Origin of the sequence: Streptomyces sp. NBC_01166 (genome assembly GCF_045039765.1) — a bacterium.
GTDB lineage: Bacteria > Actinomycetota > Actinomycetes > Streptomycetales > Streptomycetaceae > Streptomyces.
In genome coordinates, this window is sequence record NZ_CP108613.1 from 6,660,120 (window position 1) to 6,678,230 (window position 18,111).

The following is an 18,111-nucleotide window of genomic DNA, read 5'->3' on the forward strand; positions in this document are numbered from 1 at the left end:
GAGCGGGGCGCGTGGCCTCAGGTCAGGAGCGGTCGGCCCGCCCGGTCGGACGGCCGGAGAACAGGGAGCGCACCCAGGCCAGTTGCTCGGCCCGATGGTGCTCGGCGCCGCCCTCGTGCCCGTTGAACTCGTAGACGCGCACGTCCTTGGGGCCCGCATAACGGTTGTAGGCCGTGAAGCACGTGGAGGGCGGGCAGATCTCGTCCGTCATCGCGATGGAGAACAGTGCGGGCGCCGTCGCGCGGGTGGCGTGGTGCGCGGCGTCGAAGTACGACAGCGTGCGGAAGGCCGACGCGGTGCGGTCGCGGTGGAGGCGGAGGTAATCGGTGATCTCGGTGTACGGCGCCACCCCTGCGATCCGGGCGGCCCGAAGGATGTTGCACAGGAACGGCACGTCCGGCATCACTCCGGCCGGCCCCGGCCCCGGCCCCGGCAGGAGCCCGGCCACGGCCAGCGCGATGCCGCCGCCCTGGCTGAACCCGGTCACCACGATGCGGGCGGGATCGACCTCCGGGTGTTCGAGCATCGCCTCCACGCAACGGACCGCGTCGGTGAACACCCGCCGGTAGTAGTAGGTTTCGGGGCTCTCGATGCCCCGGGTCACGAAGCCCGGCACGGTCCCGGCGGCCCCGGCGTCGGTGTCCGCGGTGACGCCGCCGGCCGCCGACCATCCCTGGCCCCGGGTGTCCATGATCAGGTGCGCGTATCCGGCGCAGGCCCACATCAGCTGCTCGTGCGCGAGCCCCCGGCCGCGTCCGTACCCCAGGAACTCGACGACACAGCCGAGCGGTTCTGTGGCACCGGCGGGCATGTGCAGCCAGCCGCGCACCGGCCGGCCGCCGTACCCCGGGATGCTCACGTCGTACGTGCGCACCTGGGTCAGCCCGCAGTCGACCGGCCTGTAGCGCGGCTTGTCCGGGACGCCGTCGTGAGGGGCCTCGCTCAGAGTGCTGGACCAGAAGGCGTCGAAGCCGTCGGGCAGCGGCAGTCCGGGCCGGTAGGTGAGGCATTCCTCGAGCGGGAGATCGGCCGACGGCATGGCTGTGCCCTCCTGGGGGACGGGAAGCGACAAGACAGAAGACGTCAGATGTCCTGGCGGCATCCGGACCCTAGGGAGCCTTGCGGCCGGCCGTCAAGGGTGGGGCGGCGCCGGGAACCCCCGCCCCCGGGGTGGGGCGGGAGGTGGGGGGCCCTCGGTCAGAGCGGGTTCGCTCCGCGCGACCTGGCCTCGGCGATACGTCGCCTGACAGGTGCGTAGTGCTCACCGAGAGCCTTCAGGAACGCGGTCGTGTCGCCCGCGCGGGCCGCGTCCACGATGTTCTGGTGGGCGGTGATCGTCGCCGTCTCGTCGGCGTGCGTGAATCCGTCGAGGTGCGGAGCGACGATCGTGTACACGTCCCAGAAGGCCATCGAGAGCTGGCCGATCAGGTCGTTGCCCAGCGGGGCGACGAGCAGGGCGTGGAACGCCCGGTCCGCCGCGACGAAGCCGTGGCCGTCGCCCGCACCGGTGGCGCGCATGGTCGCCACCAGGCCTTCCAGGGAGTCGAGCTGCTCGGCGGAGAGCGACGAGATGATCCGGTCGGCCATGCCCCGCTCGAAGAGCTCGCGCACGTCGACGAGGTCGGCCATCACCTGGAAGTCGTCGTCGGGGGAGAGGAGGCCGCGGAAGGTGAGGCTTTCCACCAGCGCGGACAGGCTCAGCCGGCCGACGTACGTCCCGTGGCCGTGGCGCACCTCGACGATGTCGAGGGCGGCGAGGATCTTGACGGCCTCCCGGACGCTGGACCGGCTGGCGCCGAGCGCCTCGCACAGGGCCGGCTCCGTCGGGAGCGGGTCCCCGGGGCGCAGCCGCTCGTCGAGGATGTAGCGCTTGATGCCCTCGACGACTTCCTGCCGCAGCAAGGTGCGACCGGGGCGTGTGCCGGACATATGTGAACTCCCCACCTCTTGACCCTTCTCGATTGTCAAGCTACGTTCCCACGCTATCAAGGCATCAGACATCTGACGTCTGATGCTTGGCGCCCCATAGGGCTGCCGAGAACCGCCAAAACACCCTTCTTCACCTCTTTCCTCATCCTCAACGTCCCTTGGAGGACCCGTGCCCGAGCTGAGGCCAGCCGGCGTCGAGCGCCGCACCTTCCTGCGTTACACGAGCGCCATCGGGGCGGCCGCCGCCATCACGGCAGGACTTTCGGCGTGCGGCGGGCCCTCCTCGACCGCCGACGGAACGGCGGGCAGGAGCGACGGCAACGGCACCATCGAGGCCGGTCTGTCGTACCCCTTGTCGACCGGATTCGACCCGATGATCACATCGGGTGCCACGCCGTACGCGGCCAACATGCACATCTTCGAGGGCCTGGTCGATCTCGATCCGGCCACGCTCGTGGCCGCTCCCGCACTCGCCACCGAGATGCCGAAGAAGATCAACGCCACCACCTACCGCGCCACCCTCCGTGACGGCGCGACCTTCCACGACGGCTCGGCGGTCACCGCCGAGGACGTCGTCTTCAGCTTCGAACGCATCCTGGACCCGAAGAACTCCTCGCTGATGGCGCAGTTCGTGCCCTTCATCGACACCGTCACCGCGGTCGACACCAGGACGGTCGAGTTCAAGCTCAAGTACGCATTCGCGCTGTTCCCCTCCCGCATCGCCGTCGCCCGGATCGTGCCGAAGAAGATCGTCGAGGCGGACGTCAAGGGGTTCGACGCCAAGCCCGTCGGCTCGGGCCCGTACAAGTTCGTCGAGGCCACCCGCGAGGACAAGATCGTCTTCGAGAAGTACGACAAGTACAACGGCTCGCACCCCGCCAAGGCCGAGAAGATGGTCTGGCGCCTGATGTCGGACCAGTCGGCCCGCGTCAGCGCCATGGAGTCCGGACGCGTCCAGGCCATCGAGGACGTCCCGTACATTGACGTCAAAAGGCTCTCCGCGACCACGAAGACCGAGTCCGTGCAGTCCTTCGGCCTCCTCTTCCTGATGTTCAACACCGCCGACGAGCGGTTCGCCGACAAGCGGGTCCGCCAGGCCCTGCACTATGCGCTGGACACCGAGAAGATCATCTCCACCGCGATGGTGGGCAACGCGGCGGCCGCGACCGGGTACGTCCCCTCGACCCACCCCGACCACCACAAGGCCGCCACCGTCTACACGCACGACGTGGCCAAGGCGAAGAGGCTGCTCGCCGAGGCGGGCGTGGGCAAGCTCGAGTTCACCGTCCTGACCACCGACACCGGCTGGGTCAAGGACATCGCCCCGCTGCTCAAGGAGAGCTGGGCCGCCGCGGGCATCGAGGCCACCCTCGACATCGCGCAGTCCCCGGCCCAGTACGCCAAGGTCGACGGCGGCGACTTCGAGGTCATGGTCGCCCCCGGCGACCCCTCCGTCTTCGGCAACGACGTGGACCTCCTGATGCGCTGGTTCTACTACGGCTTCTGGCCGGAGAAGCGCTACGGCTGGGCGAAGTCCACCGAGTACAAGAAGGTCAAGCAGCTTCTCGACAAGGCCGCCCAGGCCGCCGACGAGACAGCGCGCAAGCAGCTCTGGGGCCAGATCACCGACGTCGTCGCCGACGAGGCCGCGCTCTACCCGATCCTCCACCGCAAGCTGCCCACCGCCTGGAGCGAGAAGGCCCTGCCCGGCTTCAAGCCGCTGCCCACCACGGGCCTGTCCTTCGTGGACGTCGGCCGCGCCTGACGTCCACCGGTCCGGGCCGCCCTCCCCGGCGGCCCGGACCCGCTGTCCGCCCAATCACAAGGAACCCGACGATGGTTGCTTTTCTCCGGCTCGCGCTGCGCCGCGTCGCGATGATGCCGGTGATGATCCTCGGCATCGCGCTGCTGGTCTTCGTGGTGCTGCAGTTCTCGCCGGCCGACCCGGCCTTCAACGCGCTCGGGGAGAGCGCCACCCCGGAGGCACGCGAGGCCTTCGCCGAGGCGAACGGGCTCAACGACCCGCTGCCCGTACGCTACTTCGACTTCCTCGGCCAACTCCTCCACTTCGACCTCGGGGTGACCGTCCCACCGAGCCAGCCAGTGATCGACCGGATCACCGCGGCCTTCCCACTCACCCTCCAGCTCACCTTCCTCGGGCTGCTCCTCGCGATCGTCCTCGCCGTCGTCGGCGGCGTCCTGGGCGCCATGTACCGCGACCGCTGGCCCGACCAGCTCTTCCGGATCCTCTCCATGGCCGGCGTCGCCGTCCCGTCGTTCTGGCTCGGCGTCCTGCTCATCCAGCAGTTCGCGCTGAACACCCGGATCTTCCCGACCGGCGGATACACCAACCCCGCCGACTCGTTCAGCGGCTGGCTCACCACGATGGCGCTGCCCGCGATCTCGCTCGCCGTGCCCGTCGCCGCTTCACTCGCGCGCCTCGTCCGCACGTCGATGGTCGCCGAACTCGACCGCGACTACGTCCGTACGGCCCGGGGCAACGGGCTGCCGGTCCTCCTCGTGATCCGCTCGGTGCTGCGCAACGCGCTCGTCACCCCGCTCACCGTGCTCGGCGTCAAGGTCGGCTACCTGCTCAGCGGGGCCGTCGTCATCGAGGCGATCTTCGACCTGCCCGGCATGGGCAAACTCATCCTCGAAGGTGTCACCGGCGGCGACGTCGCCCTGGTCCAGGGCACCGTACTGACCATCGCCATCGCCTTCCTGGTGGTCAACGTCATCGTCGACCTGCTCTATCTGCTGGTCAACCCGCGCATCAGGACGGTGTGACATGTTCGCCACGGGCCGTCTGGCCGACAAGCTCTCCCGACCGGGCATCGCCTTCCGCGCCCTCCCGGTCACCTCCCGCATCGCCCTCGGCGTGCTGATCGTCGTCGTCCTCGGCGCCGTACTCGCCCCTCTCCTCACCCAGGACCCGCTCACCACGGGCACCCCCGTCCAGGCCCCGAACGGCGACCACTGGTTCGGCACCGACCGTGCGGGACGCGACGTCCTCGCCCGTGTGGTGCACGGTTCGCGCTACTCGCTGGTCATCGGCCTCGGCGCGACCGCCGTCGCCCTGGTCGCCGGAGCCCTGCTCGGCTCGCTCGCCGCCACCTCGCGCAAGCTGGGCGACGAGTCCGTCATGCGCACCCTCGACGTCGTGATGTCGTTCCCGCCGATCGCACTCGCGGCCGTCCTCGTCGCCGTCTTCGGCACCAGCGTCCCGGTCATCATCTTCACCATCGCCTTCGTCTACACCCCCTCCCTCGCCCGCGTCGTACGCGCCAACGTCCTCGCCCAGTACGGAGAGGACTACGTCGCCGCCGAGAAGGTCATCGGGGCCCGCCGCGGCTACATCGTGCTCCGTCACGTCGCCGTCAACTGCATGGCCCCGGTCATGGTGTTCGCGACCGTCATGGTGGCCGAGGCCATCATCTTCGAGGCCAGCCTCTCCTTCATCGGAGCGGGTGTGCAGGACCCCGACCCGAGCTGGGGCAGTGTCCTCGCCTACGGCCGGCAGATCCTCCTCGCCGGCGGATGGTGGGCCACCTTCTTCCCCGGCCTGGCCCTCCTCGTCACCGTCCTCGCGCTCAACATCCTCTCCGAAGGCCTCACCGACGCCTCCGCGGCGCCCAGGAGCGCCCGCCCCGCCGCCGAGCCGGCCGCCACCACGGCACCGGACCCGGTCGAGGCCGCCTCCACCGTCGACATCGACGCCGCCCTCGCCGAGCTCGCCCGGCACATCGACGCCACCGAACCCACCATCACCCCCGTATGCGAGGACGCCGACGACCTACTCGTCGTACGCGACCTGGCGATCCGCTTCCCCGACCGCTACGGCGACATCCCGGTCGTCGACAAGCTGAACTTCACCGTCCACGAGGGCGAGACGCTCGGCCTGGTCGGCGAGTCCGGCTGCGGCAAGTCCATCACCAGCCTCGCCGTGATGGGCCTCCTCGCCCGCAACGCCGAGGTCAGCGGCGAGATCCTCTACCGGGGCCGGGACCTGCTGAAGCTCCCGCCCAAGGAACGCCACGCCCTGATGGGCCCCGAGATCGCGATGGTCTACCAGGACGCGCTCTCCTCCCTCAACCCCTCCGTGCTCGTCGGCACCCAGCTGCGGCAGCTGACCTCACGCGGCGGCACGAAGACCCCCGCCGAACTCCTCGAACTCGTCGGCCTCTCCCCTGAACGCACCCTGCGCAGCTACCCGCACGAGCTCTCCGGCGGGCAGCGCCAGCGCGTCCTCATCGCCATGGCCCTGTCCCGCAGCCCCCGCCTCCTGATCGCGGACGAGCCGACCACCGCCCTCGACGTCACCGTCCAGGCCCAGGTCGTCGAACTCCTCGTCCGGCTCCGCGACGAGCTCGGTTTCGCCATGGTGCTGGTCTCCCACGACCTGGCCCTGGTCGGTGACCTCTCGCACCGGGTCGCCGTGATGTACGCGGGCCGGCTCGCCGAGGTCGGCGACACCAGGTCCGTCCTCACCGACCCCGCCCACCACTACAGCCGCGGCCTCCTCGGATCCGTCGTATCCCTGGAAGCCGGAGCGAACCGCCTCCACCAGATCCGCGGCGTCGTCCCCGCTCCCCAGGGCTTCGGCGGGGGATGCCGCTTCGCCGGGCGCTGCGGTGCCGCGACCGACCTCTGCCGTACCTCGCCACCCGCACTCACCGGGCGCGGCACCAAGAAGGACCACGGCTTCGCCTGCCACCACCCGTCCGGGGCGGACGCCGCGAAGAAGCTGGAAGGGAGCGCCCTGTGATCAGGCTCGACGGAGTTCACGTACGCCACAAGGCACGCGGCGGAGGCCTCTTCAGCCGCGACGCGGTCCACGCCCTCACCGACGCCACGCTGGAGGTCAGGCGCGGCGAGATCGTCGGGCTGGTCGGTGAGTCCGGCTGCGGGAAGTCCACCCTGGCCCGGGTGCTGACCGGACTGCAGAAGCCCACCGAGGGAGAGGTCCGCTTCCACGGGCGCGACCTGTGGGAGATGACGGGCGCCGAGCGGCGTGACGGCTTCGGCTCGGCCGTCGGCGTCGTCTTCCAGGACCCCTCCACCGCGCTGAACCCGCGCCTCACGGTCCGGCAGATCCTGCGCGACCCGCTGGACGTGCACAAGCGCGGCACCCGCGAGGAGCGCGAGGCCCGCGTCGAGGAACTGCTCGACCTGGTCGGACTGCCCGGCCACACCCTCGCCGCGCTGCCCGGGCAGCTCTCCGGAGGCCAGCGCCAGCGCGTCGCCATCGCCCGCGCCCTCGCCCTCGAACCGCAGCTGATCGTCGCCGACGAACCGACCTCCGCGCTCGACGTCTCCGTACGCGCCCAGGTGCTCAACCTCCTCGTCGACCTGCGCGAACGCCTCGGCCTCGGCATGGTGTTCATCTCTCACGACATCCAGACCGTGCGCTACCTCGCCGACCGCATCGCCGTCCTCTACCTCGGCCGGATCGTCGAGGAGGGCCGCGCCGCCGACGTGGCGGGCGCCCCCAGGCACCCGTACACCGAGGCGCTGCTCTCCGCGACCCCCAGCCTGCTGGTGGCCACGGAACGCATCGTGCTCACGGGCCCGGTGCCCTCCGCGACCAACCCGCCGCCCGGCTGCCCGTTCAGCACCCGTTGCCGGCATGCGGACGCGGAGTGCTCCACGGCCTTCCCGGCCGGGACCTTCGGGCCCGGCGAACACCTCTGGCACTGCGTCCACCCCCGGACCCCCGTCTCCCTCACCGGGGACCTGACCCCCGTACCGCCCGCAAGGAGCACCGCATGACCGCCTCCACCACCCCGTACTCCGGTGTGATCCCGCCCGTCGTCACGCCGCTCACCGCGGACGGCGAACTGGACAGGGCATCCCTGGAGCGGGTCGTCGGCCACCTCCTCGAAGGGGGAGCAGGCGGACTCTTCGCCCTCGGCAGCTCCGGCGAGACCGCCTATCTGACGCCCGCGGAGCAGGACGAGGTCATCAAGGTGATCACGTCGGCCGCCGCAGGACAGGTGCCCGTCCTCGTCGGCGCCATCGAGACCACCACCAACCGGGCGATCGAGCGGGCCCGCGTCGCGGCCGGTCTCGGCGCCGACGCGGTCGTGGCCACCGCGCCCTTCTACACGCGCACCCACGCCACGGAGATCGACCGCCACTTCCGCGACATCGCGGCAGCCGTGGACCTGCCGCTCCTGGCGTACGACGTACCGGTCTGCGTGCACAGCAAACTGGACCCGGAGCTGCTGCTGCCGCTCGCCGCGGACGGGGTGCTCGCGGGCGTGAAGGACTCCAGCGGGGACGACGGGTCCTTCCGCCGACTGGCCATCGGAACACGTGAGCTCCCGGGCTTCTCGGTCCTGACGGGGCATGAGCTCGTGGTCGACGCGATGATGCTGTGCGGCGCGGACGGGTCGGTGCCCGGCCTGGGCAATGTGGACCCGCACGGCTACGTCCGTCTGCACGAAGCCGCCGTGAAGGAGGACTGGGCTGCCGCCAGGGCCGAACAGGACCGGCTGGTCGCGCTGTTCGACATCGTCGGGGCCGCCGCACCCGGCACAGCCTCGGCGACGGCCGCCGGGCTGGGGGCCTTCAAGACCGCCCTGATGCTGCGCGGCGTCATCGCGACCAATGTGATGAGCCCGCCGATGCGCCGGCTGGACGCCGGCGAGACGAAGGCGGTCGCCGCGTTCCTGGACCGGGCAGGCCTGTCCCGCGTCTGACACCGCGTCCCCGGACAAGCGGAGGGGCCGCCCGGCAGCATCTGTGCTGCGGGGCGGCCCCTCCTCCTGTGCCGGACTAGTTACGCGAACCGCGGGTGCGGCGCAGGAGCACCGCGCCGCCCAGCAGCAGTGCGGCGCTGGCGCCGGCGGCCATGCCGATGTCGCCCGCACCGGTCTGGGCCAGCTGGGTGTCAGGCGTGTTCGGGCCGGGGTTGCCGGCCGGCGGCTCCACGGCCGGGGGCTCCTCGGCCGGGGGCTCGACCGGCGGCTTCGAGGTGGGGGGCTCGACGGTCGGGGGCTCGACGGTCGGCGGCTCCACCACCGGCGGCTCGACCGGCGGGTGCTCGTAACCACTGTCGTTGACGCAGGTGTTGCCACCCGCCGGGTTCAGCAGGCCGACCACATTGACGCTGTTGCCGCAGGCGTTCACCGGGACATGGACCGGGGCCTGGACCACGTTGCCGGACAGGACGCCGGGCGAGCCGACGGCCTGGGCGTCCGCGCTCGCGCCGGAGCCCTGGTGGCCGTGTCCGCCGCCGTAGGCGTCGCCGTGCTCGTCCCCGTAGGCGCCGCCGTGCTCCTCCTTGTGCTCGTCGCCCGCGCTGACATTCGCGCAGGTGTTGCCGAAGGCCGGGTTGAGCAGGGCGATCACGTTCACGGTGTTGCCGCAGAGGTTGACCGGAACGTGCACCGGGACCTGCACCGCGTTGCCCGAACCGACACCGGGGGAGTTCGCGGCGACACCGTCGGCCGAGGCGTCGGCGTGTGCGTAACCGCCTGCGGCGGTCAGGATGCCCGACGCCGCCGCCATGACGATCATGCTTTTATTCAGAACCTGTCGCATTACATGCCCTTCTCCGGAAATTCGCGTGGGCGGTGACCCTGATGGCGGTCATGCCATCGACGCGGACGCATCCATAACGACGCGAACGATGCGGGGGAAACTTGGAGATCGGTGGAAATTGTGTAATCACCCGAAAGGGTCACGTACGTGTGTTCGTCCCGCGGCGGAGTTCTGGCATTCGGGTGAATGGGGGCGAACGAGGGGAACCAAACGCCCGGAGGCGAGTTGATCAGGGCGCTCCGCTGCGGGGCACTCGGTACAAGAAGGGTTCATCGTGATCAAGAAGGTTCTGGCCACGGGCGCCGTCGCCGCCTCCATCCTCGGTCTCTCGGCGACCAGCGCCATGGCGATCGGTGACGACACGGGCACGACGTCGATCAACGGCAACGGCGCCGAGGCGGAGTACGGCAACAGCGAGACCAAGGGTGACCAGAGCCCGCAGCTCAGCCTCGTGCAGGGCTCGCTGAACAAGCCCTGTGTCGCCCTGCCGGTCAAGGCCAACGTCGGTGCGCTCGTCGGTCTTCTGGCCGCGGTCGCGGTCCAGGACGTCAACGTCCTGTCCAACCCGCAGAACCAGCAGTGCGCGGACAACTCCACCCAGGCCAAGGGCGACGAGCCGCTGTCGCACATCCTGTCGGACATTCCGGTTCTCTCCGGCAACGGTGCGGGCAACAGCTGACCGGGCCTCAACGACCGGCCCGGGCCGCCGACACTCCTCCATCGTGCGGCCCGGGCCTGCAGCATTCGGGCGGTTTTCCGAGAAACGGCTCCCATAGCGTTTCGATGTCGCCCGACAATCGTTACGGATTACAGCTCCGGAGTCACGAGCGCATTCACGTAGTCGCTCGTGCGGCACGAAAGACGTGCCGCCCAGGACTCCGCTGCAGAAAGGGATGAAAGTGAAGTACACCAAGGTTGCCGCCGTCGCCGCCGGAACCCTCATGGCGCTCGGCGCCGCTGCCCCGGCCATGGCTGACGCCGGCGCCGGTGCCGCTGCCGTCGGTTCCCCGGGCGTCCTGTCCGGCAACGTCGTGCAGGTTCCGGTCCACGTTCCCGTGAACGTCTGCGGCAACACCATCAACGTGATCGGTCTGCTCAACCCGGCCTTCGGCAACACCTGCATCAACGCCTGACCTCTGTCGGTCGAGCTGATGGCTCGTCTGAGAAGGCCCCGGAGCGCATATGGCGCTACGGGGCCTTCCCGCTTTTCGGCTCGCAGCCCGGAGGCGGAAATGCCGGCGCGCGTAGTTTCCCCGCGTGGGGCCTGATCGTTGTCCTGTCAGAGGCGGCGGACGCCGCCCGCAGAAGGGATTTGAGAAAGTGAAGTACGCGAAGACCGTCGCCGTTGTCGCAGGTTCCGTGGCCGCTCTCGGAGCGGCTGCTCCCGCCTTCGCCGCCACCACCCCCACGGCCCCCAGGCTCAGCCTCACCACCGGCGTGAACGAGCTGACGTCCACCGCGCCGCAGATCCCCGACCAGGTGGTTAACCCCGTGGTGGACGCGGTCGGACAGACCGCCGGAGCGGTTCACGAGGACGGCACGATCAGCAGGTCGGCCGACGCGGTGAACGGTGTTGCCGATGCGGCGGGACCGCTCCTGGGCGGGCTGCCGCTGGGCGGCTGAACGACCGCGTGACGCCTGGCCCGCCCCTTCGCTCCGAACTTTTCCTGTGACCGGATACCGCGCATTGCGCTGCGCCGCGGTCGGGGAAATCGTTCGAGTGAAATGGCGCAACCATTGCCACCGGGCGGAGTTGAACAGAATGCTCCGGACAGGCGGGCAACAGAAATACCAGAAGGGCACGTTTCATGATGAAGAAGATTCTGGCGTCGGCGGCAGTCGCCGCCTCCGTCGCCGGCGTTTCCGCCGCCGCGGCCCCCTCGGCCATGGCGATCGGCAACGACCGCGGCACGACGTCGGTCAACGGCAACGGTGCCGACCAGTACTACGGCAACAGCAGCACCCACGGCGACATGAGCCCGCAGATCGGCCTGATCCAGGGTTCGTTCAACAAGCCCTGCATCGCGCTGCCCGCGAAGGCCAACGTCGGCGCGCTCCTCGGGCTCATCCCGGTCGCGGTCCAGGACGTCAACGTCCTGTCCTCCCCGCAGAACCAGCAGTGCACCGAGAACTCCACCCAGGCCAAGGGCGACGAGGCGCTGTCGCACATCCTCAACGACATCCCCCTGCTCTCGGGCAACGGCGCGGGCAACAACTGACACCGCGCGACTCCGGATCCCCCTGCGCCATTCCGGCCAGGGTGCACCGTTTCCCGCCTCGTCGTAGTTCGTGAAGACGTGTGGGGCTGTCCCACCCGTGCAGCTGCCGACCTCGGTCGGCCGCGGGGGCGGAGCGGCCCCACGCGTCTGTCCCCGCACCGCCGGTCGTCCGCCGGTCCGCACGTCGGGTAGCCCGATAGTGCGGGGATTGGGCCGGTTGCCTTACCCGCGGCCCACGCCGCACGCACGACCGGGTAGATGCGCCTCATGGACCCGTACGACAGTCATCACGCGCCCGGCCGCGACCGGTTGCCCGAGAGCTCCACGCCGATCTACGACCGGCTGTTCGCCGAGTGGCAGGAAGCGGCGCGGCGCGACGCCCGGCCGGGCCCGGTGGACGCGTCGCCCGGCCCGCCGGTGACCCGCGGCTCCGCGCGACGGCGGAAGGGCGCGTTCGTCCCCGCCGCACGTGAAGAGGGGCGCGGGTGACGGCCCCGTCGACCGTGAACGTGATCCAACTCGTTCGAGTGGTGTAGCGGAACCAAACCTTCCGTTCTTGGTTAACCAGTACGTTCCACAACGGGACGCTCCGAAAGGTGAAGCGTAATGAAGAAGATGACCGCCGCCGCCGCTGTGGCTGTGTCCCTTATCGGTCTCTCCGCCGCCGCGGCCCCCTCGGCCATGGCGATCGGCAACGACCACGGCACCACCACGGTCAACGGCAACGGTGCCGAGGCGGAGTACGGCAACAGCGAGACCAAGGGTGACCAGAGCCCGCAGCTCAGCCTCGTCCAGGGCTCGCTGAACAAGCCTTGCATCGCTCTGCCGGTCAAGGCCAACGTCGGCTCGGTGCTCGGCATCATCCCGATCGCGGTCCAGGACATCAACGTCCTGTCCAACCCGCAGAACCAGCAGTGCGCGGACAACTCCACCCAGGCCAAGGGTGACGAGCCGCTGTCGCACATCCTCAACGACATCCCGGTGCTCTCGGGCAACGGCGTCGGCAACAACTGACACCATCGAATGCGGGCGGCTCCCGGGCGTATCGCCTGAGGGCCGCCCGCATTCGGCTGTGTGGCGCACACGGCGGTGCCCACCACTCCACGGGGGGTGGTGGGCACCGTCCGTACGCGACGGGGAGCGGGTCAGCCCAGGCTGCGTACCGGCATGAGGCAGTGGGCGGAGGTGCTGATGGTCTCGGGGTCGCCCACGAAGGACCGCAGCAGCTCCTCGCCGACCGGCTGCCCGGGGACGGCCACGGGCCACGGGCGTGTGGCGAACATCCCGTGCACCTTGCCCTCCGACCGTGCCACGGCCAGCCACTCCGGCGGCACGGTGTACTGCGCCGTGAAGTGAGGCAGCGTCAGGACGGCCTGCCCGGCCTGGACGAGCAGCTTCACCGGAAGGTTCGGCAGATCCGAGGCGTCCAGGGTCTCGCCCCCCACCCGCAGGCCGCTGCGCTCCAGGGCGGTGCGCATGGCCCGCTCGCCGGCCTCCGGTCCGCCCGGAGCGTCGCCGAGGGCGTAGGTGAGCAGGAAGGCGGTCTCACGCCCTGTTCCGGGATCCGAACCGCTCCAGCCGATCAGAACCTGCGTGCCCAACTGGGCTGGGGAGAAAGGGACGGTGGCGGATTTGGGTGAGGTCATGTCCGGCACCCTAACGGCCCGAGACCGGTACTTGTGCACCCGTATCACCTGATCGGGGAATAGCGATGCCAACTCGGCCCAATCCGCCGATGTGCGGCCCCCGGCCCGCGAAAACCCGTTGACGGCCCATGGAGCCCCCGGGCTAGGCTGTGCCCAGTTCGAGGAACCAGGAGGTGAGGACATTGATGACTGTCGTTGCGGTGGGCACTGCCCACGACCCGAAGTGCATCGTTCCCACCCCTGTGGCCGCCGGCTGACCTTGACCTTTTCCCTCCGCGCCTGAACGCGCGGTGCCGGGGCCGCCCTTGTGAAGGGTTTCCCTTGTCTTTCTCGATTTCCCAGGCTTCCACCCCGTCGCACCCGCTGGCCCCGTACGGCTGGGACGACGCATGGGCCGACACCTTCGCCCCGTACGCCGAGCAGGGACTCCTGCCGGGACGTGTGGTGCGGGTCGACCGCGGTCAGTGCGACGTGGTCACTCCGGACGGCCTCCTCAGGGCGGACACCGCCTTCGTGGTGCCCCGCGACCCGATGCGGATCGTCTGCACCGGGGACTGGGTGGCCGTCGACCCCGACGGTGACCCGCAGTTCGTCCGTACGCTCCTGCCCCGCCGCACCGCCTTCGTACGCTCGACGTCGTCGCAGCGCTCCGAGGGCCAGGTCCTCGCGACCAACATCGATCACATCGTCATCTGTGTCTCGCTCGCCGTCGAGCTGGACCTCGGACGGCTGGAACGGTTCCTGGCGCTCGCCATGTCCAGCACCGCCGGCGCCGCTCTGCTCGGCGACGCGAGCCGCCCCGCCGGTCACGAGGGGTACGAGGCTCACCCGCTCGTGCTGCTCACCAAGGCCGACCTCGTCCCCGACGCCACGACGCTGTCCCATCTCGTCGAGGACATCGAGCGCATCGCCCCCGGGGTTCAGGTGCTCCCCGTCAGCTCCGCCACGGGGGAGGGCGTGGACGTCTTCGGGGCGATCGTCGGCGGCGGTACGAGCGTGCTGCTCGGGACCTCCGGCGCCGGCAAGTCGACCCTCGCCAACACGCTGCTCGGCGAGGACGTGATGGATGTGCGGGCGGCGCGGGACGTGGACGGCAAGGGCCGCCACACCACCACCACGCGCAACCTCCTCGTGCTGCCGGGGGGTGGCGTCCTGATCGACACCCCCGGGCTGCGGGGGGTCGGTCTCTGGGACGCGGAGGCCGGCGTCGGCCAGGTCTTCTCGGAGATCGAGGACCTGGCCCGGCAGTGCCGTTTCCATGACTGCGCCCACGAGGCCGAGCCCGGCTGTGCCGTGCTCGGCGCCATCGAGGACGGGTCGCTGCCCGAACGGCGTCTCGACAGCTACCGCAAGCTGCTCCGGGAGAACCACCGCATCGCGGCGAAGACGGACGCCCGGCTGCGCACCGAGACCCTGCGTGAGTGGAAGCGCAGGGGAGCGGAGGGCCGGGCGGCGATGGCGATGAAGCGCGGCGGGACGCGCTAGTGGGAAGGGCGGGAGGAGGCCGGGGCACCGTCGCCGTTGCGGCCTCCTCCCGCCCTCAGCCCCAGATGACGGCACCCAGCCATGCCCCCACCGCCAGAAGACAGCAGAAGAGCTCCAGGAGCACCGAGTACCCCGTCGCCCGCATCACGGACCGGAGCGAGGTCCAGCCCGCCGCCCGGCTGCCGAGCCGCAGGCGTTCGGCGCCGTAGATCGCGCCCACGTATCCCAGGATCCCGCCCACCACCGGGACGACGAAGAAGCCGGCGATCGCCGCGAGGCCGCCGGCCGTCAGCGTTTTGCGCGGCGCCCCCGACTCGCGGGGGCGCCGCGAGGGCAGCAGCGCCTTCAGCACCTGGTTCAGCAGCAGGAGGCAGGTCGCGCCGATCAGCACGCCCCAGGCGACCGGGGTCGGGTCCGTCAGCGCCCACCAGAGCACCGCGGCCCAGACGATCGCCTGCCCGGGCACGCCCGGCACCAGGACGCCGACCAGGCCGAGCAGCATCACCGCCCCGACGGCAACGAGCTGCCACACACTCATTCGACCAGCGTGCCGGAGTACGCCGGGTCCCGCCTGTCAGCGCTGTCCCCACGGGCTGCCGAAGCCGCGGTCAGCGCGGGGCGCGGGCCACCCAGCCACGTTCGTACGCGTGCCAGCCGAGCTGCAGCCGGGTGGTGACCCCGGTCAGCTCCATGAGCCCCTTCACCCGCCGCTGCACCGTCCGCAGCCCCAGGTCCAGCTGCTTCGCCACGCTCGCGTCCGTCAGACCGGCCAGAAGCAGCGAGAGGATCTCCAGATCGGTCGGATCGGCACCCGGCCCGTTCTCCTCGCGGATCCCGCTCCCGCCGAGCCGCAACGGCATCGCGTCCCGCCACACCGCCTCGAAGAGGCCCATCAGGGACTCCAGCAGTCCGCTGGCGTGGATCACCAGGGCGGCGGGTTCCGCCCCCCGGCCGGTCAGCGGCACCATGGCCAGCGCGGCGTCGGCGACCACCAGTTTCGTCGGTACCCGGTCGACCACCCGGCACTGCTCGTCGCGGCCCAGCGCCGCCGAAAGCTCCACGATCCCGGAGGGCAGCGAGAGCACGTCGCGCTCGACGACCACGCGATAGGACACACCGCGCATCGCCGCCCGTTCCTCGGACTCGTTCTCCATCCCGGTGACCGCGATCGGCTTCCCCGTGACCAGCGCGCAGACCTCGGACGTGGCGCCCAGCTGCAGTTGGTGGAACCGGTGGGCCACCGCGCTCGCACCCGTCACCACCTCCACCAGGTCGTGCACCGCGGGTTCGGCGGCCTCCGCACGGTACTCCTCGGCGAGCAGCGCGGACGCCAGCTCCGCCTGTTCGAGCTCATGGCGCTGCTGGGTCAGCAGCGCGCCCAGGGCGACCCCGGGTGGCGCTGCGACCCAGCGGTCCGCCCGTGACGACGACTGGGCCACGAGCCCCTGCTGCTCCAGCCGGCGCAGCGCACGCTCGGTGTCCGCCTCCGGCAGGGCGAGCCGGCGCGCGAGGTCGGAGAGCTCCGCGGCGCCGGCCGCGACCAGTGCCCGGTAGGCCGCTTCCTGTCTCTCGTCGAGACCTATCGCTGACAGCATCCTCGGCCCTCCCCGGCTCCGTGCTCGCGCGTTCCCGCGCCCGTCGGGCGGGGTGTGCGGTGGCGGGAAACAGCCACGGCGTAAACCCGCCGGGCCCATCATGCCCCGTCGTACCCGTCTCTCTGACAATCTGGCGCCACCGCAGCAACGTCCGCGCCATGGGCGGCGGGCTGAGCACACAGACCGGCCCGCCGGGCGACCTTCCCGTGGGGGGTGGGGACGCCTGGCGGGTCACCTTCCGGAGCCACTTCCGGGCCACTTTTCCGGATGACCCGGTTTCGTACGCCCCGAGCGGTCGACAATATGGGCATGAGCCAGCAGGGGGAGAAGCCCGCCGCCCATGAGGACGACTGGTGGCGGGCGCTGTACGACGAGACCGCGCCGGACACCGGGCCGAGCGGCGCCGCCGACAGCCTCGACGACCGCTTCGACTCCGCGTCGGACGCCGTGGGCGGACCGGAGACCGACCGGGCGGAGCAGGTGGATCACCCGGTCACGGTGGTGCCACTGCCCGACCCGCGCCTGCCGGAGGCGGACCTCGCGCCGGAACCCCGGACACCGCCTCCCGCGCCGGAGCCGCCCCCGCCTCCCGCGCCGGAGTCCCCGCCCGCGCGCACCGTCGCGGTCGGGCGCGCCCCCTGGGAGGCCCCCACCGGACCTCCTGAGCCGCGGACCTTCGCGGTACGGGCACCCGCCGCCGACCCGCCCGCCGTGCCGGAGCCGCCCGGGGCCCCGCCCGTACGCCCCGACGTCGGCCACATCGGGGACCGTCCCCCCACCTACGAAGCCGAGCCCGCCGCACTGCCCGCCTCAGGCCCCGACGACCTCGACTGCCTCGTCCCCGACACGGTCCTCGACGGCGCCAGGTACGGGACGTACACCCTGCGGGCCGCGTCCGTACGCGGCGACTCGGCGCGCTTCCGGGGCGAGCCGCGCCGCGACGCCCTGCTCACCGCGCGCTTCGGTACCGGGGACAGCGCCCTTGTCCTCGTCGCGGTGGCCGGCGGCGCCCGGGGCACGGAACGGACCCGCCTCGCCGCCGCCGACGCCTGTCGCTGGATCGGCGGATCCGTCGCCCGCAGTCACGCCCGGCTCTCCGACGACATAAGGGCAGGACGCAGGGGCGACCTCAAGTCGGGGCTGCAACGCCTCACCGACCGCACCTACGGCAAGCTGCGCGGCCGGGCCGCCGAGCTCGGCATCGAACCGTCCGCGTACAGCGCCGACCTGCGCTGTCTGCTGCTGTCCGCCGACCCGGAGTGCCGTACCCGGGTGTTCTTCGGCATCGGACGGGGCGGCCTCTTCCGCCTGCGCGACGGGGTCTGGCAGGACCTCGACCCCGCGCTCCCCGCGACCGGCCGGGAGGCCGGCGAGGAGAGTCCCGGCGGGGACCGGCTGACGATGGATCTGCAGATCACCACGGCCCGGCCCCCGCACGCCGGAAGCCCGCTGCCACCGCCTGCGGAACCCTTCCGCTTCCGTGCCTCCGTGGCCCGGCCGGGGGACACGCTGCTGCTCTGCGGAAACGGCCTGGCCGAACCCATGCGCGGGGAGCCGGCGCTCGCCGAGGAGCTCGCGCGGCGCTGGACCGCCGACGGGCCGCCCGGACTGCCCGCCTACCTGGCCGACACCCAGCTGAGGGTCAAGGGGTACGCCGACGACCGTACGAGCGCGGCGGTCTGGGAGGCGTAA

19 protein-coding genes are annotated in these 18,111 nt (G+C 71.1%); 13 read left to right on the forward strand and 6 right to left on the reverse strand.

Annotation, left to right across the window (positions count from 1 at the left end; genetic code table 11):
* Positions 1-22: 22 nt before the first annotated feature.
* Together OG379_RS30475 and OG379_RS30480 are read right to left on the reverse strand one after the other, a co-directional pair.
* The gene (locus OG379_RS30475; protein WP_405666190.1) at positions 23-1,039 is read right to left on the reverse strand and encodes an acetylxylan esterase; all 1,017 of its coding nucleotides are present in this window, start codon (positions 1,037-1,039) and stop codon (positions 23-25) included.
* Between the two features lie 158 nt (positions 1,040-1,197).
* Positions 1,198-1,929, reverse strand: coding sequence for a FadR/GntR family transcriptional regulator (locus OG379_RS30480; RefSeq protein ID WP_405666192.1), 732 nt, complete (start codon positions 1,927-1,929; stop codon positions 1,198-1,200).
* A gap of 169 nt (positions 1,930-2,098) precedes the next feature.
* Here OG379_RS30480 and OG379_RS30485 point away from each other — a divergent pair, with 169 nt between their 5' ends.
* The 5 genes from OG379_RS30485 to OG379_RS30505 all read left to right on the forward strand — a co-directional run bounded on the left by OG379_RS30485 (position 2,099) and on the right by OG379_RS30505 (position 8,630).
* Complete coding sequence (locus OG379_RS30485) at positions 2,099-3,694, forward strand: ABC transporter substrate-binding protein (protein WP_405666194.1); 1,596 nt, start codon at positions 2,099-2,101, stop codon at positions 3,692-3,694.
* A 71-nt stretch (positions 3,695-3,765) separates the two neighbouring features.
* The gene (locus tag OG379_RS30490; RefSeq protein ID WP_393765364.1) at positions 3,766-4,716 is read left to right on the forward strand and encodes an ABC transporter permease; all 951 of its coding nucleotides are present in this window, start codon (positions 3,766-3,768) and stop codon (positions 4,714-4,716) included.
* Position 4,717: 1 nt separating this feature from the next.
* Entirely contained in the window at positions 4,718-6,694 is a 1,977-nt protein-coding gene (locus OG379_RS30495; protein WP_405666196.1) for a dipeptide/oligopeptide/nickel ABC transporter permease/ATP-binding protein, read from the forward strand.
* On the forward strand, positions 6,691-7,698 hold the full coding sequence (locus OG379_RS30500) for an oligopeptide/dipeptide ABC transporter ATP-binding protein (protein ID WP_405666198.1): 1,008 nt from the start codon (positions 6,691-6,693) through the stop codon (positions 7,696-7,698). The genes OG379_RS30495 and OG379_RS30500 overlap by 4 nt, the downstream gene beginning before the upstream one ends.
* On the forward strand, positions 7,695-8,630 hold the full coding sequence (locus OG379_RS30505; RefSeq protein WP_405666200.1) for a dihydrodipicolinate synthase family protein: 936 nt from the start codon (positions 7,695-7,697) through the stop codon (positions 8,628-8,630). The genes OG379_RS30500 and OG379_RS30505 overlap by 4 nt, the downstream gene beginning before the upstream one ends.
* A 76-nt stretch (positions 8,631-8,706) precedes the next feature.
* Here the strand turns inward: OG379_RS30505 and OG379_RS30510 are convergent, their stop codons facing one another.
* Positions 8,707-9,474, reverse strand: a complete 768-nt coding sequence (locus tag OG379_RS30510; protein ID WP_405666202.1) for a chaplin — start codon at positions 9,472-9,474, stop codon at positions 8,707-8,709.
* A 274-nt stretch (positions 9,475-9,748) separates the two neighbouring features.
* Here OG379_RS30510 and OG379_RS30515 point away from each other — a divergent pair, with 274 nt between their 5' ends.
* The 6 genes from OG379_RS30515 (at position 9,749) to OG379_RS30540 (ending at position 12,707) form a co-directional block, all read left to right on the forward strand.
* Positions 9,749-10,153 carry a rodlin gene (locus tag OG379_RS30515; RefSeq protein WP_104784554.1) on the forward strand — a complete coding sequence of 135 codons (405 nt, stop codon included), beginning with the start codon at positions 9,749-9,751 and terminating at the stop codon, positions 10,151-10,153.
* Positions 10,154-10,373: 220 nt separating this feature from the next.
* Positions 10,374-10,607: a chaplin gene (locus OG379_RS30520; RefSeq protein ID WP_405666204.1), complete on the forward strand. Its 234-nt coding sequence runs from the start codon at positions 10,374-10,376 to the stop codon at positions 10,605-10,607.
* A gap of 187 nt (positions 10,608-10,794) precedes the next feature.
* On the forward strand, positions 10,795-11,097 hold the full coding sequence (locus OG379_RS30525; protein WP_393765374.1) for a hypothetical protein: 303 nt from the start codon (positions 10,795-10,797) through the stop codon (positions 11,095-11,097).
* 185 nt (positions 11,098-11,282) lie between these two features.
* Entirely contained in the window at positions 11,283-11,693 is a 411-nt protein-coding gene (locus tag OG379_RS30530) for a rodlin (RefSeq protein WP_405666206.1), read from the forward strand.
* 267 nt (positions 11,694-11,960) lie between these two features.
* Complete coding sequence (locus tag OG379_RS30535) at positions 11,961-12,182, forward strand: hypothetical protein (protein WP_393765474.1); 222 nt, start codon at positions 11,961-11,963, stop codon at positions 12,180-12,182.
* 117 nt (positions 12,183-12,299) lie between these two features.
* The gene (locus OG379_RS30540) at positions 12,300-12,707 is read left to right on the forward strand and encodes a rodlin (RefSeq protein ID WP_393765378.1); all 408 of its coding nucleotides are present in this window, start codon (positions 12,300-12,302) and stop codon (positions 12,705-12,707) included.
* 131 nt (positions 12,708-12,838) lie between these two features.
* Here OG379_RS30540 and OG379_RS30545 read toward each other — a convergent pair whose 3' ends face one another.
* Positions 12,839-13,339: a DUF5949 family protein gene (locus OG379_RS30545; RefSeq protein WP_393765380.1), complete on the reverse strand. Its 501-nt coding sequence runs from the start codon at positions 13,337-13,339 to the stop codon at positions 12,839-12,841.
* Positions 13,340-13,660: 321 nt separating this feature from the next.
* On the opposite strand from OG379_RS30545, the gene rsgA reads away from it, so the two are divergent.
* Complete coding sequence (rsgA, locus tag OG379_RS30550; protein ID WP_405666207.1) at positions 13,661-14,824, forward strand: ribosome small subunit-dependent GTPase A; 1,164 nt, start codon at positions 13,661-13,663, stop codon at positions 14,822-14,824.
* Between the two features lie 55 nt (positions 14,825-14,879).
* Here rsgA and OG379_RS30555 read toward each other — a convergent pair whose 3' ends face one another.
* Positions 14,880-15,362, reverse strand: coding sequence for a DUF456 domain-containing protein (locus OG379_RS30555; protein WP_405666209.1), 483 nt, complete (start codon positions 15,360-15,362; stop codon positions 14,880-14,882).
* A 70-nt stretch (positions 15,363-15,432) separates the two neighbouring features.
* Positions 15,433-16,419 carry a helix-turn-helix domain-containing protein gene (locus tag OG379_RS30560; RefSeq protein ID WP_362939867.1) on the reverse strand — a complete coding sequence of 329 codons (987 nt, stop codon included), beginning with the start codon at positions 16,417-16,419 and terminating at the stop codon, positions 15,433-15,435.
* 309 nt (positions 16,420-16,728) lie between these two features.
* Here OG379_RS30560 and OG379_RS30565 point away from each other — a divergent pair, with 309 nt between their 5' ends.
* The gene (locus OG379_RS30565; protein ID WP_405666210.1) at positions 16,729-18,111 is read left to right on the forward strand and encodes a protein phosphatase 2C domain-containing protein; all 1,383 of its coding nucleotides are present in this window, start codon (positions 16,729-16,731) and stop codon (positions 18,109-18,111) included.